The sequence below is a fragment of the Limosilactobacillus reuteri subsp. simiae genome, assembly GCF_020784875.1.
Classification (GTDB): domain Bacteria; phylum Bacillota; class Bacilli; order Lactobacillales; family Lactobacillaceae; genus Limosilactobacillus; species Limosilactobacillus reuteri_H.
Map to the genome: position 1 here is coordinate 13,278 of NZ_JAJGUI010000113.1, position 21,782 is coordinate 35,059.

Annotated in this window: 23 protein-coding genes; 17 read left to right on the top strand and 6 right to left on the bottom strand. The window is 39.3% G+C overall.

What is annotated here, in order from left to right; all coding sequences use genetic code 11:
- Window positions 1-296 precede the first annotated feature (296 nt).
- Window positions 297-671: a PaaI family thioesterase gene (locus LMC10_RS09620; protein ID WP_003667940.1), complete on the bottom strand. Its 375-nt coding sequence runs from the start codon at window positions 669-671 to the stop codon at window positions 297-299.
- Between the two features lie 33 nt (window positions 672-704).
- Between LMC10_RS09620 and menB the strand changes: the two genes are divergently transcribed.
- Both menB and LMC10_RS09630 read left to right on the top strand, forming a co-directional pair.
- Window positions 705-1,526, top strand: a complete 822-nt coding sequence (gene menB, locus LMC10_RS09625; protein ID WP_003667939.1) for a 1,4-dihydroxy-2-naphthoyl-CoA synthase — start codon at window positions 705-707, stop codon at window positions 1,524-1,526.
- An 18-nt stretch (window positions 1,527-1,544) separates the two neighbouring features.
- Window positions 1,545-2,966: an o-succinylbenzoate--CoA ligase gene (locus tag LMC10_RS09630; protein WP_229269686.1), complete on the top strand. Its 1,422-nt coding sequence runs from the start codon at window positions 1,545-1,547 to the stop codon at window positions 2,964-2,966.
- A gap of 104 nt (window positions 2,967-3,070) precedes the next feature.
- Here LMC10_RS09630 and LMC10_RS09635 read toward each other — a convergent pair whose 3' ends face one another.
- From LMC10_RS09635 to LMC10_RS09645, 3 genes are read right to left on the bottom strand one after another with little or no spacing between them, the layout of a single operon-like run.
- Entirely contained in the window at window positions 3,071-3,223 is a 153-nt protein-coding gene (locus LMC10_RS09635; protein ID WP_003672085.1) for a FeoB-associated Cys-rich membrane protein, read from the bottom strand.
- A gap of 6 nt (window positions 3,224-3,229) precedes the next feature.
- Complete coding sequence (gene feoB / locus LMC10_RS09640; protein WP_229269687.1) at window positions 3,230-5,221, bottom strand: ferrous iron transport protein B; 1,992 nt, start codon at window positions 5,219-5,221, stop codon at window positions 3,230-3,232.
- Between the two features lies 1 nt (window position 5,222).
- Window positions 5,223-5,429 carry a FeoA family protein gene (locus LMC10_RS09645; protein WP_003672088.1) on the bottom strand — a complete coding sequence of 69 codons (207 nt, stop codon included), beginning with the start codon at window positions 5,427-5,429 and terminating at the stop codon, window positions 5,223-5,225.
- Window positions 5,430-5,653: 224 nt separating this feature from the next.
- On the opposite strand from LMC10_RS09645, the gene sufC reads away from it, so the two are divergent.
- From sufC to LMC10_RS09680, 7 genes are read left to right on the top strand one after another with little or no spacing between them, the layout of a single operon-like run.
- On the top strand, window positions 5,654-6,451 hold the full coding sequence (sufC, locus tag LMC10_RS09650; protein ID WP_035160234.1) for a Fe-S cluster assembly ATPase SufC: 798 nt from the start codon (window positions 5,654-5,656) through the stop codon (window positions 6,449-6,451).
- Between the two features lie 11 nt (window positions 6,452-6,462).
- On the top strand, window positions 6,463-7,752 hold the full coding sequence (gene sufD / locus LMC10_RS09655) for a Fe-S cluster assembly protein SufD (RefSeq protein WP_065532893.1): 1,290 nt from the start codon (window positions 6,463-6,465) through the stop codon (window positions 7,750-7,752).
- On the top strand, window positions 7,733-8,971 hold the full coding sequence (locus LMC10_RS09660; protein WP_229269688.1) for a cysteine desulfurase: 1,239 nt from the start codon (window positions 7,733-7,735) through the stop codon (window positions 8,969-8,971). The genes sufD and LMC10_RS09660 overlap by 20 nt, the downstream gene beginning before the upstream one ends.
- The gene (gene sufU, locus LMC10_RS09665; RefSeq protein WP_229269689.1) at window positions 8,958-9,419 is read left to right on the top strand and encodes a Fe-S cluster assembly sulfur transfer protein SufU; all 462 of its coding nucleotides are present in this window, start codon (window positions 8,958-8,960) and stop codon (window positions 9,417-9,419) included. Before LMC10_RS09660 ends, sufU begins: the two co-directional genes overlap by 14 nt.
- The gene (gene sufB / locus LMC10_RS09670) at window positions 9,412-10,821 is read left to right on the top strand and encodes a Fe-S cluster assembly protein SufB (protein WP_229269690.1); all 1,410 of its coding nucleotides are present in this window, start codon (window positions 9,412-9,414) and stop codon (window positions 10,819-10,821) included. The genes sufU and sufB overlap by 8 nt, the downstream gene beginning before the upstream one ends.
- Window positions 10,822-10,853: 32 nt before the next feature.
- A complete protein-coding gene (locus LMC10_RS09675) occupies window positions 10,854-11,186 on the top strand; it encodes a metal-sulfur cluster assembly factor (RefSeq protein WP_003667917.1) in 333 nt (110 codons plus the stop codon).
- Window positions 11,187-11,202: 16 nt separating this feature from the next.
- Entirely contained in the window at window positions 11,203-12,093 is an 891-nt protein-coding gene (locus tag LMC10_RS09680) for a helix-turn-helix domain-containing protein (protein ID WP_229269691.1), read from the top strand.
- 48 nt (window positions 12,094-12,141) lie between these two features.
- Here LMC10_RS09680 and LMC10_RS09685 read toward each other — a convergent pair whose 3' ends face one another.
- A complete protein-coding gene (locus LMC10_RS09685; RefSeq protein ID WP_229269692.1) occupies window positions 12,142-12,795 on the bottom strand; it encodes a response regulator in 654 nt (217 codons plus the stop codon).
- A 485-nt stretch (window positions 12,796-13,280) separates the two neighbouring features.
- Between LMC10_RS09685 and LMC10_RS09690 the strand changes: the two genes are divergently transcribed.
- A complete protein-coding gene (locus LMC10_RS09690; protein WP_019254016.1) occupies window positions 13,281-13,517 on the top strand; it encodes a cytochrome b5 domain-containing protein in 237 nt (78 codons plus the stop codon).
- Window positions 13,518-13,574: 57 nt separating this feature from the next.
- On the opposite strand, the gene LMC10_RS09695 is transcribed toward LMC10_RS09690, so the two are convergent.
- Window positions 13,575-14,387, bottom strand: a complete 813-nt coding sequence (locus LMC10_RS09695) for a Cof-type HAD-IIB family hydrolase (protein ID WP_066035387.1) — start codon at window positions 14,385-14,387, stop codon at window positions 13,575-13,577.
- Window positions 14,388-14,530: 143 nt separating this feature from the next.
- Here LMC10_RS09695 and LMC10_RS09700 point away from each other — a divergent pair, with 143 nt between their 5' ends.
- The 7 genes from LMC10_RS09700 (at window position 14,531) to LMC10_RS09730 (ending at window position 21,618) form a co-directional block, all read left to right on the top strand.
- Complete coding sequence (locus tag LMC10_RS09700) at window positions 14,531-15,898, top strand: RsmB/NOP family class I SAM-dependent RNA methyltransferase (protein ID WP_229269693.1); 1,368 nt, start codon at window positions 14,531-14,533, stop codon at window positions 15,896-15,898.
- 18 nt (window positions 15,899-15,916) lie between these two features.
- Window positions 15,917-16,783 (top strand): SPFH domain-containing protein, encoded by an 867-nt coding sequence (locus LMC10_RS09705; RefSeq protein ID WP_003672105.1) that lies wholly within the window; start codon window positions 15,917-15,919, stop codon window positions 16,781-16,783.
- Entirely contained in the window at window positions 16,784-18,547 is a 1,764-nt protein-coding gene (locus LMC10_RS09710) for a sensor histidine kinase (protein ID WP_229269694.1), read from the top strand.
- On the top strand, window positions 18,528-19,259 hold the full coding sequence (locus LMC10_RS09715; RefSeq protein WP_229269695.1) for a LytR/AlgR family response regulator transcription factor: 732 nt from the start codon (window positions 18,528-18,530) through the stop codon (window positions 19,257-19,259). Before LMC10_RS09710 ends, LMC10_RS09715 begins: the two co-directional genes overlap by 20 nt.
- Before the next feature lie 203 nt (window positions 19,260-19,462).
- Window positions 19,463-19,873, top strand: coding sequence for a CidA/LrgA family protein (locus LMC10_RS09720; RefSeq protein WP_229269696.1), 411 nt, complete (start codon window positions 19,463-19,465; stop codon window positions 19,871-19,873).
- A gap of 2 nt (window positions 19,874-19,875) precedes the next feature.
- Window positions 19,876-20,616 carry an LrgB family protein gene (locus LMC10_RS09725; protein WP_094500817.1) on the top strand — a complete coding sequence of 247 codons (741 nt, stop codon included), beginning with the start codon at window positions 19,876-19,878 and terminating at the stop codon, window positions 20,614-20,616.
- A 27-nt stretch (window positions 20,617-20,643) separates the two neighbouring features.
- Complete coding sequence (locus LMC10_RS09730; protein WP_229269697.1) at window positions 20,644-21,618, top strand: L-lactate dehydrogenase; 975 nt, start codon at window positions 20,644-20,646, stop codon at window positions 21,616-21,618.
- Window positions 21,619-21,782 lie beyond the last annotated feature (164 nt).

Here is a 21,782-nt window from a genome sequence, read left to right on the forward strand (position 1 = left end):
ATAGTGTTTGTCCTATTTATTTTTCTTCTCCCCAAATAGGTAAACTGACGACCTAAAAGAAGGGATTCATTCCTTAATTCAGGCAAGATAAAACAGTTTAATTTTATCACGCAGTTCGCCTCGCGTTGGTATTAATTTATCAAATGTCTTATTTTAGAACAATAACAGAATTTGTATAATCAGAACGATTAATCGAACGTTAAAGCGAAAAAAGATAGTAACAAAGGTGCATAACCATTTTTTATAATTCCGAATAATTTTATTTTCAAATACTAATTAAAGAATTGATCAGAAATTTACGGGTGAGGCTGGTTGATTAGGGTAACTATACTGGTACTAGTGCATTGATCATTACAATGGATATCGACTTGCCAGGTTTGGATTCGTCGTCCACATTTAATCGGCGTTGCAATGGCCCTTAATTCACCATTCGATACCGCAATGAGGTGCTCTGTGGTAATATTAACACCGAGAGCTATTTGATCTTGTTGACGATCAGCTAACCATTGATTGGCACCTAAGGAAGCTGCGGTTTCAGCGAGGACTGCATTTATCCCACCATGAACGATTCCATAAGGTTGCTTGAGTTTATCACTTACTTTAACAGTGATAACGCATTTGTTAGCTGTGACTGATTGAGTTTGAATATCTAAATTTTCTAATAGGTTCATTATTATTGACCTCACAAAAGGAGTAGAGTAGTTATGACAACAGTTGATTGGCAACCGGTTAAAGATTATTCTGAAATTATTTTTGAACGAGCGGGAAAGATTGCAAAAATTACAATGAATCGTCCAGAAAAGATGAACGCCTTTACCCCCGTTACAATTCAAGAAATGATCGACGCGTTTACCATCTGTCGTGATGATAGCACAATTGGGGTGATTATCCTAACCGGTGCCGGTGATAAGGCTTTCTCATCTGGTGGTGACCAAGGAGTTCGGGGTAACGGTGGATATGTCGGCCCCGATAAGATTGCCCGTCTCAATGTCCTTGACTTGCAGCATTTAATCCGGATTATCCCTAAACCAGTCATTGCGATGGTAAAAGGTTGGTCAGTTGGTGGCGGAAATATCTTGCAACTTGTTTGTGATTTAACGATTGCTGCTGATAATGCTAAATTTGGTCAAACTGGTCCCAAGGTCGGAAGTTTTGATGCTGGCTATGGATCTGGTTATCTTGCCCGCGTAATTGGTCATAAACGGGCAAAGGAAGTCTGGTTCTTAAACCACTTCTATAGTGCCGAGGAAGCCTACCAGATGAACTGGATTAATAAAGTTGTGCCCTTGGACCAAGTTGAATCGGTTACCTTGGACTGGTGTAACGAAATCTTGAAGAAGTCACCAACGGCATTACGGTTTATTAAGGCTGCTATGAATGCTGATACTGATGGACTAGCTGGCCTCCAACAACTCGGTGGTGATGCGACGATGCTCTTCTACACCACTGATGAAGGTAAAGAAGGGCGCGATGCCTTTAACGAAAAACGGGACCCTGATTTTGACCAGTTCCCTAAATTTCCATAAATAAAAGAGGCAATTTAAATGGAAACACAAAACTGGCTATTAAAGCAAGCGGCAACTCAGCCGAACCAGATTGCAATTGATGATGGTAATGAGCGCCTGTCATTTGCTGAATTAAAAAAACAGGTAGAGGTACTCGTGGGAAAAATTGACTACCTTAATCCTGGTTCGCGGGTAGGCCTTCTAGCTACTAATACTCTGATGAGCTATAAATTAGCACTAGCGATCATGTGTAGTGGCCGCACGATTGTCTGGTTGAACTGGCGGCTTGCTGGTGAAGAGCTTGAACGACAGATTAAAGATAGTGGACTTCAGTTGTGTTTGGTTGAAAATTCTCTCTGGCGATCAGGGATGACGGATCCTTTTAAGTCCTACAGTGCGTTCTTGATAACAAGTGCTGATCCAGGAGAGCTGATTCCAGTATTTAAATCAAACTGGGTAGCCAGCATCATGTATACTTCTGGGACGACTGGTAAGCCGAAAGGAGTTTTGCAAACTTTTGGCAACCATTTTTATTCGGCAGTTTCTTCTGCATTGAATTTAGGTTTATCGTCCGCAGATAAGTGGTTGTGTGTAGCACCGATCTTTCATATTAGTGGTTTTTCGATTATTATGCGGGGATTAATTTACGGGATGACTGTTCGCTTGGTTGAGAAGTTCCGTGCTGAAGAAATTGAACGAATTTTAGCAAATGAAACGGTCACCATTATGTCGGTTGTGCCTTTTATGCTGAAAAAGCTCATTCAGCAGCAAAATAAGACTAATACGCACTATAATTCAGCATTTCGTTGTATGTTACTTGGGGGCGGAACGATTGATCGAGAAACGCTTGAGATATGCTTACAACGGTCCATACCTGTTGTTCAATGTTATGGAATGACGGAAACATGTTCCCAAATTGTTGCATTACGGTCAGCTGATGCACTCCTAAAATTAGGATCAGTTGGGCAGCCGCTATTCTCAACCCAACTAAAACTTAGTAAAGATGGTGAAATTCTGCTGAAAACACCAGCTTTAACTCCTGGCTATCTTAACCTGCCTGATAAGCTACCTTCTAAAATGATTGAAGGGTGGTACCGGACAGGAGATATTGGTCACTTGGACAAAGAAGGATATCTCTATATCGATGGTCGCGCAGATGAAATGTTGATCTCTGGTGGAGAAAATATTTTTCCCCAAGAAGTTGAGCAGGTCTACCAACGTTACCCCCAAATTAATGAAGTTGCAGTCGTTGGTCAAAATGATTCTGTCTGGGGCCAAGTACCAGTTGCCTTTGTCGTCAGTGATCGTCGTCTTTCTCCAACCAAGCTAATGAATTATGGTTATGAACATCTGGCGCGATATAAAGTTCCTCAACACTATATTTTTGTTTCAGAATTGCCAAAAAACGCGAGTGGTAAGATTCGCCGGTTTATATTACGAGAAAAATTGAATAATGAGTAAAAAAGAGACTGGGAGAAAACATTGTTTTCTCCCAGTCTTAACTGTTTTCACGAACAATAGCAAGATAACGTGGAAAATAACCACACGTCTCCAGATTTTTATAATTACTTTTTATTCTTTGCCAGCTTTTTAATTTCACAATCGTAGTCACAAGCTGCACATTTACCTTGCTTGCCTCGTTGAAAAGTCTTAACAAGGAGGTAGAAGGCTAACGCAATAATTGCAGCAATAATAATAACGTTAATAATTAATTTCATTTTAAATCACCCAATAAATAATCGACCAACCTGAAAGATAATAAATGCAATCCCATAAGCAACGACCAAACTGGATGCAACAGAATAAAGCATCCACTTTGTAGAACCAGTTTCTTGCTTAATAGTTGCTAACGTTGCAAAACATGGTGCATATAAGAGAATAAAGACTAATAACGTATAAGCAGAAAGCGGAGTCATAAACTGACCAAGTGAAGCGATCAGGAATGCTTTACTGCTTGTATGGAACATTACCATCATACTAGAAGTAATAACCTCTTTGGCAAGGATCCCTGTAAACAAAGCACTAATTGGCTGCCACTGGTCAATACCAATTGGCTTAAAGATCGGAACAAGGATGTGTCCAAGGTCGGCGGCAAAACTATTAGCCGAATTAGTAACAAAACCACTAGAGCCAAAACTTGATAATATCCAGATTAAAACAGTTCCAGCAAAAATAATTGTCCCAGCCTTTTTAATAAATCCCTTACCCTTATCCCATGTTCCGTGCCAAATTATATCAAGACGGGGAAGATGATAGTGGGGAAGTTCAACTACAAACACTGAGCTTTCTTTTACCTTAAAGATTACTTGATAGAATTTTGCCATTGCTAAAGCCACGACAATTCCTAAGAAGTAGACTGATAAAACAATCAGCGCTTGGTGACGTGGGAAGAAGGCAGCAACGAATAAACTATAAATCGGTAGGCGGGCTGAACAACTCATAAACGGCATGATTAAGGTAGTGATCAGTCGTTCTTTAGGCTGTTCAATTGTTCGCGCAGCCATGATTCCCGTAACGTTACAACCAAAACCAATAATTAATGGAATAAAAGATTTACCATTTAAACCAATCATCTGCATAACCCGGTCTGTTACTAACGCTGCCCGCGCCATGTAACCAGAGTCCTCAAGCAGGGAAATACAGGCAAAGAGTATGAAAATTTGCGGAATAAAGGCTAAAACTCCTCCAACTCCGGCAATAATACCGTTAACGACTAGCGACCGTAATGCGGGAATTGCACCTAGACTAGCTAGGGTTTGGTCAGTAGTCGTTGAAACTGGGCCTGATATAAACTGATCAAGCATATCGGAAAGTGGGGTGCCAACCCAATCAAAGGATAGCTTAAACATTACAAAGAAAATTAAGACGAAAATTGGTAAGCCAAGAATCGGGTTGGTAACGATTTTGTCGATTCGACTTGTTATCTCAACTTGCCCACCATTGTTAAGTGGATGGCGGGCCTGATCGAGAGTGTCCTCAATAAACTGTAGCCGGACTTCAAAAATCTGGTCAGCGAACTTTTGCGCGTCATAATATTTTTGTTGCGAAAGAAGGGGAGTTAGCTCTTTTTCCCGGGCAAATTTACGAATTACTTTATTCTTACTTATGAATTGAATCGCTAACCAACGCGCAACCTGGGGCGCAAAAGAATAATCACTTTCCAACGCTGTACTTGCCTGCCTGATTGCTTGTTTGATCATCGGGGGATAATCTAAATCTAGTTGGGTAGGGTGGAGCGAATTACAATTGATAGTTTCTTTTCGTAATTGATCAATCCCTTGATGTCCACGCGCATTTGTTGTCATTACTTTACACCCCAGCCTTTTTTCAAGCAGGTCAAGGTCATAGTCGTACCCTGATCGACGGAGGTCATCAATCATGTTAAGAACCAATACAACAGGATAGCCAAGTTCCAATACCTCGATTGTTAACAAAAGGTTTCGTTTTAACTGACCAGCATTTGTAATATTTAAGACCATATTAGGTTGATTATGCATTAAGTAGTTAGTTACCACTGCCTCATCTTTTGTCAAAGGATCGAGTGAATATACACCAGGTAAATCGATGATAATAATATCTGTTCCCTTAAGCGTCCCTTGTTTCTTTTCAACTGTGACTCCTGTCCAATTACCGACATAGGCGTATTTATCAGTGAGCGAGTTAAACAGGGTCGTTTTGCCAGTATTAGGGTTTCCAATCAGTGCAACTGTTGTCATTTTATTCTGCCCCCGTAAGCATCGTGAAAACAGTGTACCGCAAACCAATTCGTTGGTGATCATTTTCGATTATCACTGGACCATGAAAAGGATATTTTTGAACTACTTTAATTGGACACCCTTCACACAAGCCCATATCATGTAATCGGGCGGCAGTGGCTGTATTTAAACAGTCAAATGAGTGAAGAATATAATTTTGTTGAATCATTATCGCCACCTGCCTTATCGAATATTCCAAAACTATATAAACACCATATTATATCTTTATTATACACTCAAATGATTCATCGAGAAAGCGCTTAAAATAAATTGAGATGAATAGTTTTATTTTTTTATTATTCGGATATAATAAGAATGTAAAGAATTTATTGATATTTATGGAATATTTACCGAGAATATTTTGGAATATTTCGGATCAGGAGGATGAATTTTATGGCAACACTAGAAATAAAGGATCTTCACGTTTCAGTTAAAGATGAAGAAAGTAAAGAAGAAAAGGAGATCCTTAAAGGGGTTAATCTCAAGATGAAGACTGGAGAAATCCATGCAATTATGGGACCAAATGGAACTGGTAAGTCTACTCTTTCTCAAACCATCATGGGTCATCCTAACTATCATGTTACAAAAGGCGATATCCTTCTTGATGGGGAGAGCATTGTTGATATGCCGGTCGATGAACGAGCACGAAAAGGTCTCTTTCTTGCAATGCAATATCCCGCTGAAATTCAAGGGGTTACTAATGCTGAATTCCTTCGAGCAGCGATCAATGCTCGTCGCCCTGAAGATGATCAAATTTCGGTAATGGACTTTATTAAGAAACTCGATAAGAACCTGGAATTGCTTGATATGAGTCAATCCATGACTGAACGTTATCTTAATGAGGGATTCTCTGGTGGTGAAAAGAAGCGGAATGAGATTTTGCAGCTTTTAATGATTGAACCTAGTTTTGCGATTCTTGATGAGATTGACTCTGGACTTGATATTGATGCCCTTAAGGTGGTTTCAAAGGGTGTTAACTCAATGCGGGGCGACAACTTTGGTTCATTAATTATTACCCACTATCAACGTCTTTTGAACTACATCGTTCCTGATACAGTTCACGTAATGATGGGTGGCCGAATTGTTAAAACTGGTGGCCCTGATCTTGCCAAGAAACTTGAAGATGAAGGTTACGCTGGCTTACGTGACGAATTAGGTCTTGATATCAAACTTGTAGATGATGAAGACTAGGAGGCAGTTTGATGACAGAATTAAACTCAGCAAAAGAACAAATAATTGCTGCTAGTAAGGCAAATAATGAACCTCAGCAATTGATTGATCGCCGGCTCAGTGCTCGAGAGTTGATGGAAAAGCTTCGGTTGCCTCGGATGCAACGGTTCGATTTTCGAACTTGGCCCCTTATTGCGGAGCGGCCATTGAAATGGGTTGAATCAGACGCCGACTTAGTTGAAAAACCAGTCACGGATGATGAAGTAATTAAGGTAACTCAGTTTGGGCAAACTTTGCTCCATGTTAACTTGCCACAAAAGCTTCAAGATCAGGGGGTTATTCTCACAGATATCTTTACTGCTGCTCGTGAATATCCTGAACTTTTCAATAAATACTTCATGACTGCCATTAACCCCGAAGAAAACCTCTTAACTGCTTATCATCTTGCCTACCTTAATGCCGGTTTATTCCTCTATATTCCAAAAAACGTTGAAATTGAAAAGCCGATTGAGGCCGAGATTATTCAGGACAGCACTCAAGATGAGCCCCTGATTTCGCATATTCTAGTAATTGCTGATCGTGGCAGCCGAATTAAGTTTATCCAACACCTTACAACGGTTGGTGACCATGAGAATGCCGCTAATATGATGATTGAATTAATGGCGCAGGAAAATAGTGAAATTGACTTTTCTTCCTTAGATGAATTTGGCCCCCATACCCATACTTACTTTAAGCGGCGTGCAGACATTGGCAAGGATGCGCACGTTGAATGGGCAGTCGGCTTGATGAATGATGGCGCCACAGTTGGTGACATGGATTCCGAATTGCTAGGTGATGGGGGTTATGCTAACTCAAAGATGATTGCCGTAACTACTCGTGACCAAGAAGTTGGCGTCAATAACCGCGTTACCAACCACGGCAAGCATACTACCGGATTGATAAACCAGCGAGGTGTCATTCTTGAAAAGTCTGAATTGATTTTTAATGGGATTGGGCAAATTATTCATGGTGCTCATGGTGCAAAGGCTGATCAACAAAACCGGGTATTGATTATGTCCGATCAAGCACGGGGAGATGCTAACCCAATTCTGTTAATTGACGAAAATGATGTTGAGGCAGGACATGCGGCTAGTGTTGGCCCAGTTGATCAACAACAAATGTATTACTTAATGAGTCGGGGAATTCCGCGCGCACAAGCAGAACGAATGGTTATTCGAGGATTCCTAGGAGCAGTCTTGAGTGCAATCCCAGCAGCGGATGTACGGAATAAGTTAATTACGATTCTTGAAAGGAAGCTCGCCGATGGACAACAATACGAATGATTATTTAGCTGACTTTCCAGCACTTAATCAGCGGGTTAATGATGAACACTTAGCCTACCTTGATAATGCTGCGACTGTTCAGCGCCCGCGTCAGGTAATTCAGGCACTTGCTAACTTTTATGAACAAGATAATGCAAATGTTCATCGAGGGGTTCATACGCTGGCAGAACGTGCAACTAAGGATTATGAAGAAGCGCGAAAAAAAGTGCAAAAGTTTATTAACGCGTCGAGTGCTAATGAGATTATCTTTACAAAGGGGTGTACGGATGGGTTGAATCTCATCGCTGCAACCTATGGCGAACAAATTATTCAACCTGGTGATGAGATTGTTATTTCAATAATGGAACACCATAGTAACCTTATTCCTTGGCAACAATTAGCTAAGAAAAAGGGTGCTACCCTGAAATATATTGAATTAACTCCAGATGGCGAACTTGATCTTGCGGATGCTAAAAAGAAAATTACCGATAAGACAAAGATTATGGCAGTGGCTCATGCTAGTAATGTATTAGGGACAGTGACGCCCTTGAAAGAATTAGCAGCGATTGCGCACCAACATGGGGCAATCGTTGTCGGTGATGGAGCACAAGCAGTTCCCCATATGCCAGTCGATGTACAAGATCTTGGTGTTGACTTTTACGCTTTCTCTGGTCATAAGATGATGAGTCCAATGGGAATCGGCGTTTTGTACGGAAAAGAGAACTTATTACGAGCGATGCCTCCTTACCAATACGGTGGGGAAATGATTAATGACGTTCACCGGAATGAGAGTACATGGGCTGATATCCCGTTTAAATTTGAAGCAGGAACCCAAAATATTGCCGGGGCAGTTGGGCTTGGAGCCGCGATTGATTATTTAAATGGTATTGGAATGGATAGGATTGTGCAAAAAGAACAGGAACTTGTTAATTATGTTTTACCTAAGTTAATTGCCATTCCAGATGTCGAAGTTTATGGTCCGCAATCGCCAGCAAAACATACTGGAGTAATTTCCTTTAACATCAAAGGTCTCCATCCCCATGATGTTGCTACGGCCCTTGATATGGATGGGGTAGCAGTCCGCGCCGGTCACCATTGTGCGCAGCCACTCATGGAAGACTTGGGAGTAACAGCAACCGCTCGTGCCAGTTTTTATTTTTACAATACTAAAGAAGATGCTGATCAATTAATTAACGCAATCAGGGAAACAAAGGAGTTCTTTAACATTGGGACTATCTAAGTTAAATGGTTTATACCGTGAAGTGATTCTCGATCATGCCGATCATCCACATAATAAGGGAGAATTAGCAACTACTACGAATGCAATGACCCTTCATAATCCGACTTGTGGAGATACGATTAATCTTCAGGTCGAAGTAGAAGATAACAAGATCAAAAATATTGCCTATACTGGTGATGGCTGTACTATTAGTCAAGCATCAGCAAGCATGATGACCGATGCTGTTAAAGGAAAAACAACTGAAGAAGCCCTTGCGATGGCAAAGACTTTTTCTGATATGGCAATTGGCAAAGAACATTCAGAAGCTGACTTGGATCAACTAGGGGATGCCCGGATTCTTACCAGTATTATGGAATTTCCAGCCCGAATAAAGTGTGCCACGCTCTCATGGTGGGCATTACAACGAGCACTGTTGAAGGATAGCGAGGAGGAAGAAGATAATGAGTAATGATGCAGCTAGCATTATAAATAATAATGACCAGTACGAATACGGCTTCCACGATAACGTTGAGCCGGAATACTCAACTGGGAGAGGGTTAACAGAAGAAACTGTCCGCAAAATTTCAGCTGCTAAGCATGAACCCCAATGGATGCTGGATTACAGGCTTAAGGCCTACAAGATTTATAAAGAATTACCGATGCCAAAATTTGGGCCAGATTTATCAGAGTTAGACCTGAAGAACATGCTTTACTACCAAAAGATGACCGATAAAAAGTTTCGCGACTGGGATGATGTGCCCGAAGATTTAAAACGGACTTTTGATCGATTAGGAGTTCCGGAAGCAGAGCGAAAATACCTTGCCGGTTCATCTGCTCAATATGAATCCGAAGTTGTTTATCACAACATGAAAAATGAGTTTGAAAAGTTAGGGATTATTTTTACCGATACGGATACGGCCTTAAAAGAATACCCAGAATTATTTAAGAAATGGTTTGGTAAATTAGTTCAACCAACCGATAATAAATTTGCGGCCCTAAATGCAGCAGTATGGTCGGGTGGTTCATTTATTTATGTACCAAAGGGCGTTAAGACAAAGACGCCAATTCAATCTTACTTCCGGCTTAATGCGGAAAACTCAGGACAATTTGAGCGAACCTTGATTATTGTTGATGAAGGGGCAAGTGTTGATTATGTTGAAGGATGTACTGCTCCCAATTACTCTTCTGATAGTCTCCATGCTGCAGTTGTTGAAGTTAACGTCTGCAAGGATGCTTATTGTCGTTACACAACTATTCAGAACTGGTCTGATAATGTTTATAGTCTAGAAACAAAACGGGCAGCAGCGGCAGAAAATGCAACCATGGAATGGGTCGATGGGAACCTTGGCTCAAAAGTCACGATGAAGTACCCAAGCGTCTACCTTAATGGTGAGGGGGCACGAGGAACCATGCTTTCCATCGCAGTTGCCAGCAACGGAATCCACCAAGATTCAGGAGCCCGAATGATCCACAATGCTAAAAACACATCTAGTTCAATTGTTTCGAAATCGATTGCTAAGACGGGGGGCTCAACCGATTACCGCGGAACGGTCCGCTTTGGTAAGCACTCAGATGGCTCTAAAGCCCACGTTGAATGTGATACGATCATTATGGATGACCAATCATCCTCAGATACGATCCCATATAATGAAATTGACAATGCTCATGTCGCAATGGAACATGAGGCAAAAGTATCTAAGATCTCTGAAGAACAGCTTTACTACCTTATGAGCAGGGGAATTTCAGAAGCAAAGGCAACTGAAATGATTATTATGGGCTTTGTGGAACCATTTACGAAACAATTACCGATGGAATATGCAGTTGAATTGAACCGTTTGATCAGTTTTGAGATGGAAGGTTCAATTGGTTAATTGAATTAACAAATAAGTTTGGAGGAACGTTTATGGCTGACGAAAAAGATACTCCCTTTTCACCAATTGAAAATAAAGTGATGGATGCATTGGAAGAAGTTATTGATCCAGAATTGGGAATTGACCTCGTTAACCTTGGCCTTATTTATGATGTTAAGGTTGATGATAATGGTGAATGTACGGTTACAATGACTTTAACGACAATGGGCTGTCCATTAGGCGACATCTTAAATCGCGACATTACCAAGGCAGTTACTTCTGTTGAAGGTGTAACTAAATGTAATATTAACCTTGTGTGGGAACCAGTCTGGGATTTGTCAAGAATGAGTAGGTTTGCTAAAATTGCATTAGGAATTCACGGTTAGATATAGGAGGTCAGACATGGATATTAAACGCTTTGTTTATCAACGAAAAAGACTCGGCTACTCACAAGTTGCCTTAAGCAAGGGGATTTGTACCCAGTCGACCTTAAGCAAGTTTGAAAGCAATGGTCAAGTACCATCACTCACGATTTTGGCGCAGCTTTGCGACCGGCTGGGACTAACGATTGATGATTTAAGTAAGGACAATACGTCTTCAATTCGCTATATCCGGAGTCTGCTAGACCGAATTGAATTAGCTTTAATGATTGAACACTTTCCACAGGCAGTTAGTAACCTTAAGAAGATTCGGCTTGAAGATTTAAAATCGCCACAAGACCGGATGCAATATTATTATTTAAAAGGGATGATTTACACTTTAACTAATAATAACGCGTCGACAAGTCTTTTTAACTTTACTAAGATTTTAGATGAACTGGATGAGCAACATCGGACGATCTTTTCACCATTAGCATATTTAGGATCAGGGATCTTATATGCACGACAAAATTCAATGGAACATGCTGATTTCTTTTTCTCAAAGGTTATTTCATTTTTAAGATCAAAGGCTGATGAAGACTTAGCTGGTGTTGATCGGAATTATTACTTACGGATTGTAACGATGATGTACTACGCTGCCGAGTACCATTCATTAAACAAGCGGTTGGAGGTTAGTAACCAAGTGTTGGAGGCTACGACAAAGATTTGTGCTAGCAACCACGTTACTTATTTCTTACCACGAATCAAATTACTAGAAGCAAATAATGCAATTGAGTTAGGAGAAAACTCGAAAAAAATACGTCAACTTTTAACTGAAGCAGAAGTATTTGCACGCTTCAATAAAAATAATGTTGTTGAAGTTCAAGTAGCTGCTCTCTTAAATAATTTTGATAAGACAATTAGTAATAAATGAAAAATAATGAGGCTGGGAGAAAACTTTGTTTTCTCTCAGCTTCATTATCTATAGGTCTACTAACCGATGTTTAACTGCATAGTGGAGAAGTTCTGCGTGTGAAGCAAGGTTTAATTTTTGCATAATCTTTGTCTTATGGGCTTCAACAGTTTTAGGGGATATAAACATCTTAGTAGCAATTTCTTTGTTAGTATATCCGAGAACAATTAACGGTAAGATTTCTTGCTCACGTTTTGAAAGAGCAATGTAATTTCCTAAATCGAAGTGTGGAGAACCGCCTTTGATAACTAATAAATCTTTCTTTGTTACCATAATATTATTGTCTAAGTATTTTTCACCATTAATAGCGTGTCTTAGGGCATGAACTAGTTCTTTTGGAGAGGAGCTTTTAAAGATATAACCATTTGCGCCATTATAAATTGCCTGATTGATGTATTGAGGTTCATTACGAGAAGAAAAAATAATAATTTTGATGTTAGGGAAATGTTCATGAATTCTTTTGATTGTGATCAGACCATTTTCACCAGGTGGCATCGCTAAATCCATAATAATGATATCAATGTCACCTTGTTCAACCCGTAATGATGCATCTATTCCGGTTGTTTCTTCATCAATTACTTTAAAATTATCTAGTTGTTCAACCAGATTTTTAACTGCCATTCGAATGATTGGATAATTATCCGCCACAAGTACTCTATACATCAATAAACCTGCTTTCATTCTTAAAGTTATCTCTTCTTCAGTATCTTCTTTTTGCTAATCATTATCAAGATCCAAAAATTATTTTTTACACTTGCTGAAATAGTTTCAATAAACGGCTGGAATAATTGTGAAAATTTATTGCAGAATAAAACTAATGCTGTAAAATAAAAGAGGATCATTGATGACATGACAACATCAATGGTCCACAGTAGAAGTATGTTGGCGAAAGTGATTGCAGAATCACCTTCGCCTTTTATTATACCAATTTTTTGTACTAATGTAATAAAGATTATCTTTTTATCTATAAATTATTTTATGAAAAGAGTGAAAAGGGCAAGGAGAGCAATTAAAAAGCCAATTTTAACAATTTTATTAAGTTGATTGAAGAAAAAATAATAATCATCTAATAATTAATGCATTTACGGATTGTTTGATCTAGAATGTAATTATTAGCTATTCTTGAATCAGAGAAAGGTGAAGCATTGATGGCAGAAAAAACATTTACAACAACCGAGCTCGCTGAGTTCGATGGTCGAAATGGACATCCCGCATACGTTGCCGTTAAAGGTGTTGTTTACGATGTCTCTAACGTTCCGCAATGGAAGGGTGGTAAACACCATGGAAACCTTGCTGGTCGTGACTTGACTTCAGTAATGCCTCGTTCTATCCATCTGGAATCAGTTCTTGAAGGTATCCCTGTTGTTGGCAAACTAGTTGACTAGGAATAACTATGTAAAAAGCTAGGAATTGGTAGTTTTAAACTATCTCTCCCTAGCTTTTTATATTGTAACCTTAAAATAATCCCGCAAGTATTTTGCAAGCCCATTATGTTCGTTATCAATTGGGGTCACATCGTTAGCGATACTCTTCAGCTCGGGAATCGCATTATGCATTGCAACACCACGTCCCGCTGCATCAAGCATTTCCAAATCATTATGCTCGTCACCAAACGCGATAATATTTTGTCGGTCAATTTGGTATTGCTTAGCGATATAAAACATCCCTGACTCCTTATGAGTGCCACGATGGATCAGTTCTAAGATGTTGTAAGGGCCACCCCATACTCGTGGTTCAACGAAATCGCCGTATTTTTCATTAACTGCCTTAATGATCTCTTCTTGGTGTTCCGGTTCATATTGGATTGTCATTGCAATTGGATTGCCGGTTAAGTTAGTCGCGGTTAGGATTTGATCATCGCGCAACTTGTTCGGTAAGAATTCAGGTAAATCATTACTAGCTTGATTAGCCCATACATGATGTTTATTTTCAACGGTAATTGTTTTAATTCCTAGTTCTTTCCGGTGGGCTAGGAGATCAAGGGCTAGCTCTCGTGTTAATTCAACATCATATTCTTTATCCCAGTGTTCATGAGGTATATGCGTTAGGGCCCCATTAAAGTTTACCATTGGGGTCTTAATCCCAATTTCATCGTAAATATGTTTGGCAATCCGGTAAGGACGACCGGTAATGATGCTGACAATATGTCCATCCCGGGCAAGGGCACGTAAAGTTATAATTGTCTCGTTTGTTAATTTCGATTGATTATTTAATGTTGTGCCATCAAGATCAAGCGCAATCAAGTGTTGATCCATTACCATCTCACTTCTCTTTCCATAAAAAATTCAATTATAATATTGTAAACAAAAACTTAACGCTTTGCCAAGTATTTTGACTTAAAAAGACTAAAAAATACGTTACAATAAAGATATTACGATAAAGAGGAGCGAAAAATAACGTGCAATTACCAAATGAATTTGTCACGAAATACAAAAAACTAATGGGAGCAGAGGCCGATGAGTTTTTATCAGCACTTGCTCAGTCGAGTTATAGTGGTTTTCGCGAGAATCCATTAAAGAACGGACAGCCGGTTGCAACAATTGAAAAAGCCACGGGAAAGGTACCATATGTGCCGACAGGATATTATGGCCAAGTGAATGGAAAATCATTAGACCATGTTACTGGGTGGGTATATAGTCAAGAGCCGTCAGCAATGTTTGTAGGAGAAGTGGTTAATCCCCAAGCTGGAGAACGTGTGCTAGACTTGTGTGCAGCTCCGGGAGGCAAAACAACGCATTTGGTTGCTAAAATGAACAACCAGGGATTATTAGTTGCTAATGAAATTTTCCCTAAACGGGCGAAAATTTTGGCTGAAAACCTGGAACGATGGGGAGCAAAAAATGCAGTTGTTACTAGTGAGAGTCCCGCAGATTTAGAAAAACAATTTCCTCAATATTTTGACCGGATTCTTGTTGACGCGCCTTGTTCGGGAGAAGGAATGTTTAGAAAAGAGCCTGCCGGAATTGAATATTGGTCACCAGAATACCCTGCTGAGTGTGCTAACCGTCAGCAGAAGATCCTAGCATCCGCAATGAAAATGCTAAAGCCAGGAGGAACATTAGTCTATTCGACCTGTACTTTTGCACCAGAAGAGGATGAACAAAATATTTCATGGTTGCTCAATAACTATCCAGACTTGAAACTTATCCCAATTGAAAAGGCGTCCGGAATGGATGATGGCCGTCCAGAATGGGCTGATGGCAATGAAGAGTTGAAAAAGACAGTTCGACTATTCCCACACCATCTCAAGGGGGAAGGACATTTCATTGCTAAGTTAGTAAATGGTGAACCTAAGGCAACTGAAAAAAAGCGCAAAAAGAAGAATAAGCGGAAAAGGCAATCGATTGTTAAACCGGACAAAGAGCAGGTTAAACTCTTTAATCAGTTTGCTACAAGCGTTTTTCCGGACTATCAACCATACCAACTGATTTTATTTGGTGACCAGCTCTATGATTTGCCATTAGAAGAGGATAAGATCGAAGGACTAAATGTACTCCGACCTGGACTTCACCTCGGTACTTTTAAGAAAAATCGATTTGAACCAGCGTTGGCATGGGCCCTTGCTAGCTTACCACAGGAGGCAAAACGGGTCATTGACCTAAACCGGGAACAGTGGCACCAATATGTCCATGGGGATGTAATCAATATTGATGCTGACCTTCCAAATGGCTGGTATTTACTAGTATGTGACGAACATACTGCTGGATTTGGAAAGTTGGTCAGTAAAACAATCAAAAACTTTTATCCCAAGGGGTTACGTTTTTAAATTAGGAGGATTATCGAGATGAAAGAAAAAGCAGCCTTTCACGTTAACGGCTACCTCGGGTTACTCGGGGCGATTATTATCGGTTTAATTAGTTTGTGGCTGATGTTTGTTGGCTTTACGCGTAATTTTCCGGTAGTCCTGACAATTGGAATCATTTTATTTTTGATTGTGATTCTTTTTAGTACATCATTGACAATTATTCAGCCAAATGAAGCCAAAGTTTTAACTTTTTTTGGTAATTATATTGGGACTATTCGTGATGCGGGCTTATTTATGACGGTACCATTTACAAATAAGGAGACTGTTTCTCTTCGTGTCTGCAATTTTAATAGTCAAATTTTAAAGGTCAATGATTCGAAAGGTAATCCAGTCGAAATTGCGGCCGTTATTGTCTACAAAGTTGTCGATACCGCAAAAGCGCTCTTTTCAGTTGATGATTATGAGCAATTTGTTCAAATTCAGAGTGAGTCTGCGGTTCGTCATGTTGCTAGTGAATATCCATATGATAGTTTTGAAGATCAAGATGCAATTACCCTTCGCGGGAATCCCACCGAAGTATCAGAGCGTTTAACTGCTGAACTGCAAGAACGGTTAAATGTAGCGGGGGTCAAAATTATCGAAACACGGTTAACTCACTTAGCCTACGCAACTGAAATAGCGAGTGCCATGCTGCAAAAACAACAGTCATCAGCAATCCTATCAGCGCGCAAGATAATCGTTGAGGGGGCTGTTTCAATTACTGAAGAAGCGATTGAACGACTAAGCAAGGAAGCTAACCTTGATTTAACAGATGAGCAACGTTTGCAAATCATCAATAATATCATGGTAGCAATTATTAGTGAACGGGGAACGCAACCAGTAATAAATACAGGGACACAAGGATAAATGATATATTTAACAATTTTAATGGCTGAGCGCGTTGGTTTAATTATTATTCTAGCGTTTTTGCTGGTTAGTGTACCCCTATTTCGCCGCCTGTTATTTAATCAAACCATTAGTGCCAAAATTCAGCTAACGATTCTTTTTTCTATTTTTGCTGTTATGGCTAATATGACGGGAATAGAAATTGACGCAAATAACCAGTTGCATAATAAAATTATTCTTACGGCCATTTCAACAAATGACTCGATTGTTAATGCCCGAATTTTAGCTGTTTCAGTTGCTGGAATTATCGGTGGGCCATGGGTTGGTAGTCTAGTAGGGTTAGTGGCAGGGGTTCACCGAATTATTCAAGGTGCGCCCCTGCAAGGTTGGTTTTATGTGCCTAGTTCAGTTTTGATTGGTGCGCTTTCTGGCTTTTTGTATCATGATCGAAAAAGTTATTTTAAGGTAATGACGCCGTGGCATGGTTTTATTGTGGGGATTTTGATGGAAAGTATTCAAATGCTTTTTATCTTGCTATTCAGTCCAACGGGATGGGCTTTAGTTAAATATATTGCCTTACCAATGATCTTGGTCAATTCGCTAGGGACATCGATTTTCTTATCAATCATTTCAATGTACCTTCACCAAGAGGAAGAACTGCGCGCTATGCAGACTCATTCTGTCTTGCAATTAACAAATGAAACCTTGCCTTATTTTCGTCAAGGATTAAATAAAAGCTCAGCGCAACAAGTAGTCAAAATCATTAAAAAATATACTAATTTTGATGCAGTGAGTATCACTGATCGACAACGAATACTTGCACATATTGGGGCTGGTGATGATCACCATATCCCAGGGAACAGACTAGAAACTTCTTTATCCAGTAATGTGATTAAAACGGGACAAATAAAGATCGCAAATAATAGTAAAATGATTGGTTGTATCGATCCCAATTGTCCTTTAGAAGCAGCGATTGTTGCCCCTCTGCGAATTGGGAATGAAGTTATCGGCACGTTAAAAATGTATTATACTGATCAATGGCATTTAACACCAGTTGAAATTCAGCTAGCAATCGGTCTATGTGAGATTTTTGCTAACCAAATTGCATTGGGTGAAGCAGAAGTGCAAGCGCAATTAGTTCGAGATGCTAAGATAAAAGCCTTACAAGCACAAATAAATCCGCATTTCTTTTTTAATGCTATTAATACAATTAGTGCAATTTTACGCCGGGATCAAGAAAAAGCGCGAGAACTTCTCCTTCAACTTAGTAATTATTTCCGGGCTAACTTAATTGGGGCCCGAGAGACCGAAATTACTTTGGGACAAGAGCGAACGCAAGTCGATGCATACCTTGAACTGGAACAAACCAGATTTCCACATAAATATAACATCACCTTTGATCAACAAGTCGAAAATGATGTTTACCTGCCACCATTTACAATTCAAGTATTAGTTGAAAATGCGCTTAAACATGCTTTTGGAGCACGTAAAGACCATAATAATGTTCAAATAACAATAAAGAAGTTGGAAGCACGGTTAGAAATTCAAGTAGCTGATAATGGGAAAGGGATTGCGCCGGAACTTCTTCCTAAGCTTGGAAAAGAACCATTGACATCTTCAAAAGGGAGTGGAAATGCGCTATATAACTTGAATCAGCGCTTAATTGGCCTATATGATCAGCATAGTGCCCTTCAAATTACAAGTAGTAATAAAGGAACAAAGATCAAAATTTCTTTACCATATCACACTAAGGAAGGTGCAGACAATGAAAGTCTTAATCGTTGATGATGAACCGCTTGCTCGTGAAGAACTTCATTACTTAATTCAGGGAAATAGTGAAGTTACAGAAATACTTGAAGCAGATGGCATTTTTATGGCAGAGGAACAAGTAAAACATGAACACCCAGATATGGTTTTCTTGGATATAAAGTTATCGGATGGAAATGGGATGGCGTTAGCTGAAAAAATAAAATCATTTGATAATAGTCCTCATATTGTCTTTGCCACTGCTTACGATTCCTATGCGTTAGATGCCTTTGAAGCAGATGCGGTTGACTATATTTTGAAGCCATTTTCTGCTAAAAGGGTCAACGAAGCAATTATGCGTGTCGCCAAATTAATTTCGCCAGAGGATGATGCTACCAAAGCTAAGAGGGAATTAAGGCAGAATCCGCGAATTTCGATTCAAAACGACGAGCGAACGATTATTTTACAGAAAAAACAAATACTTTACGTACAGGCACAACAAGGCTTTGTTTATATCTGGACTCTTAATAAGCATAAAATCATTAGTCGACAGACGCTCACTAATATTTATGACCAATTAAAATCTCCAGAATTTTTACAGATCCATCGTAGTTTTATTGTTAATTTGAATAGCGTAACAGAGCTTCAGCCTAGTTTCAATCATACTTATGAGCTGACATTAATCGATGGCAGTAAATTACCAGTAAGTCGATCATATGTTAACACAACCAAAAAAGCATTAGGTTTATAAAAAGGATTGGTGAATTGTTTATCTTTTCACCAATCCTTTTTTTGTGTAAGGCATTTTAAGCTAACTGGAGGGCATTTTAACGCAAATTTAGGTTATTTAATAGTGAAAACGAATACAAATTAAGAAAAATTAGTAAAATAGATTGTGATAAATGGTATTAACGTTAATGCCTAAACATATTTATCATGTTTAGGAGGACTATTATGAAGAAAGAAGAAAAGAAGAAGGAAGCGCCCATTTTAGTTCAAATGGGAATCTTTGCTGCAATTTTATTCGTATCACAATTAATCTCTAATCTTTTTCCTAAGAGTTTCGTTGTTCCTACACCATTAATTGGAATGATTTTATTATATATTTTATTAGCTTGCCATATTGTTAAGTTGGAACAAGTTGAAAAGTTTGGAGATTTCATGATTAGTTTAATCGCCTTTCTGTTTGTCCCATCAGGAATTCAGCTTGCTGGGAGCCTTGGTTTAATGAAAAAAGAAGGGCTACAAGATGTAATTGTTATTATTATTTCAACAATTATTTTATTAGCAGTAATTGCTTATGTTGGAGCATTCTTTATTGGGGTACATCATAAATTATTCAAGACTAACAAGGGGGGAAACTGATAATGACTAATGTATTTATTACAAATCTGGCGTTACCTTTTACCGGGGTATTTATTTCATTACTGGTCTATTTAATTGGGATGTGGCTTTTCAAAATTAGTAATGGTTTCTTCCTCTTCACCCCATTGTTAGTAGGGATGGTATTAGGGATTGTAATTTTAGCAATCTGGGCCAAGGTCGCTAATTCAACGACTGCAATAGTTTATAAAAAATTTTACCAGCCAGGCGGAAATTTGATTTTTTGGTTCTTGAACCCAGCAACAATGGCATTTGCGATTCCGCTTTATCGCCGGAATGATGTTTTTAAGAAATATTGGGTCGATGTAATTCTCACATTATTTGTGGGTGGATTCATTTCATTATTTTTGATTCAAGGAACAGCTAAATTATTTGCTCTTTCCCGTGTTTCAACCGCCGCTATGCTTCCTCAAGCAGCTACTACCGCTGTTGCGATGCCAATTGCAAAGGGAATCGGTGGTGATCCCGCGGTAACAGCGATGGCATGTATCTTAAATGCAGTTATTATTTATGCCCTTGCCGAATTCCTGATTAAGGTCTTTAGACTAAAGAAAATTTCTAAGGTCGGAACTGGTCTTGGTCTTGGATCCGCTGGTCACACTGTTGGATCTGCTAAGGCGGTTCAACTAGGGTCAATTCAGGGAGCAATGGCCGCAGTGGCAGTTGTTATCGTTTCATTAGCAATGGACATTTTGGTTCCTATTTATGCTCATCTTTTTATGTAAATTTTAATTAGGGAGAGAAAAAGAAGTATGGCGACAGAAGAACATCAAAAGGTTGTTTTAATTGGTGATGGAGTTGTGGGGTCCGCTTATGCTTTTAGCGTGATCCAGCAAGGTTTAGCTGAGGAATTAGTTATTATAAATAAGAGTAATGAGCGAAGCGTTGGGGATGCACTGGATTTGGAAGACGCAACGCCATTTACTGCCCCAGTAAAGGTTAAGGCTGGTAGCTATCAAGATTGTAAAGACGCTGATATTGTTACTATTTGTGCAGGTGCTGCGCAAAAGCCAGGTGAAACACGGCTTAAATTAGTTGAACGTAACTTAAAGATTATGAAGGAAATCGTTCAAGAAGTAGTTAATACCGGGTTTAATGGAATCTTCTTAATTGCTGCCAACCCAGTCGATATCTTGACATATGCTGTTCAAAAAATTTCTGGTTTTCCAGCACATAAAGTAATTGGATCAGGAACCTCTCTTGATTCGGCACGCTTAAGAGTAGCAATTGGTAAAAAGCTAGCTATTGATCCCCGAGATGTTCATGTTGATATGTTAGCAGAGCATGGGGATTCAGAATTTGCTGCTTATTCTTGTGGGACAATCGGTGGAACGCCTTTAATGGATTATGTTTTAGCTAATGGGCTAACAAAGCAAGAATTGTTAAAACTAGAAGAACAAGTACGTAATAAGGCTTATGAGATTATTAACCGGAAAGGCGCAACATATTATGGAGTAGCGACTGCTTTGGCAAGAATAACAAAAGCAATTTTATATGACCAAAATACAGTATTACCCGTAAGTGCATATTTAGATGGTGAATATGGGGAAAAGGATATTTACCTCGGGACACCGGCTGTAATTGATAAAGACGGTATTCAAAAGGTAGTAGAATTACCATTAGATTCACGTGAACAAGAGGCTTTAAGTAATTCAGCATCAGTTTTGCGTGAAACAACAGCAAATGGAATGACTAAAGCGGGTCTATTGAACTATCTTTGGAAATAAACAAAATGACTAAGACTGAGAAAAATATTTTTCTCAGTCTTAGTCATTTTTACATTAATGTCTTTAGACCTGGTTGAGTGCGCGAGCAGAGCGAGTGCACGAAACAAAAAACCACCTGCTATGCGGGTGGGCGATAAAAATTATATAAAAAAGGCCTCTTTTGC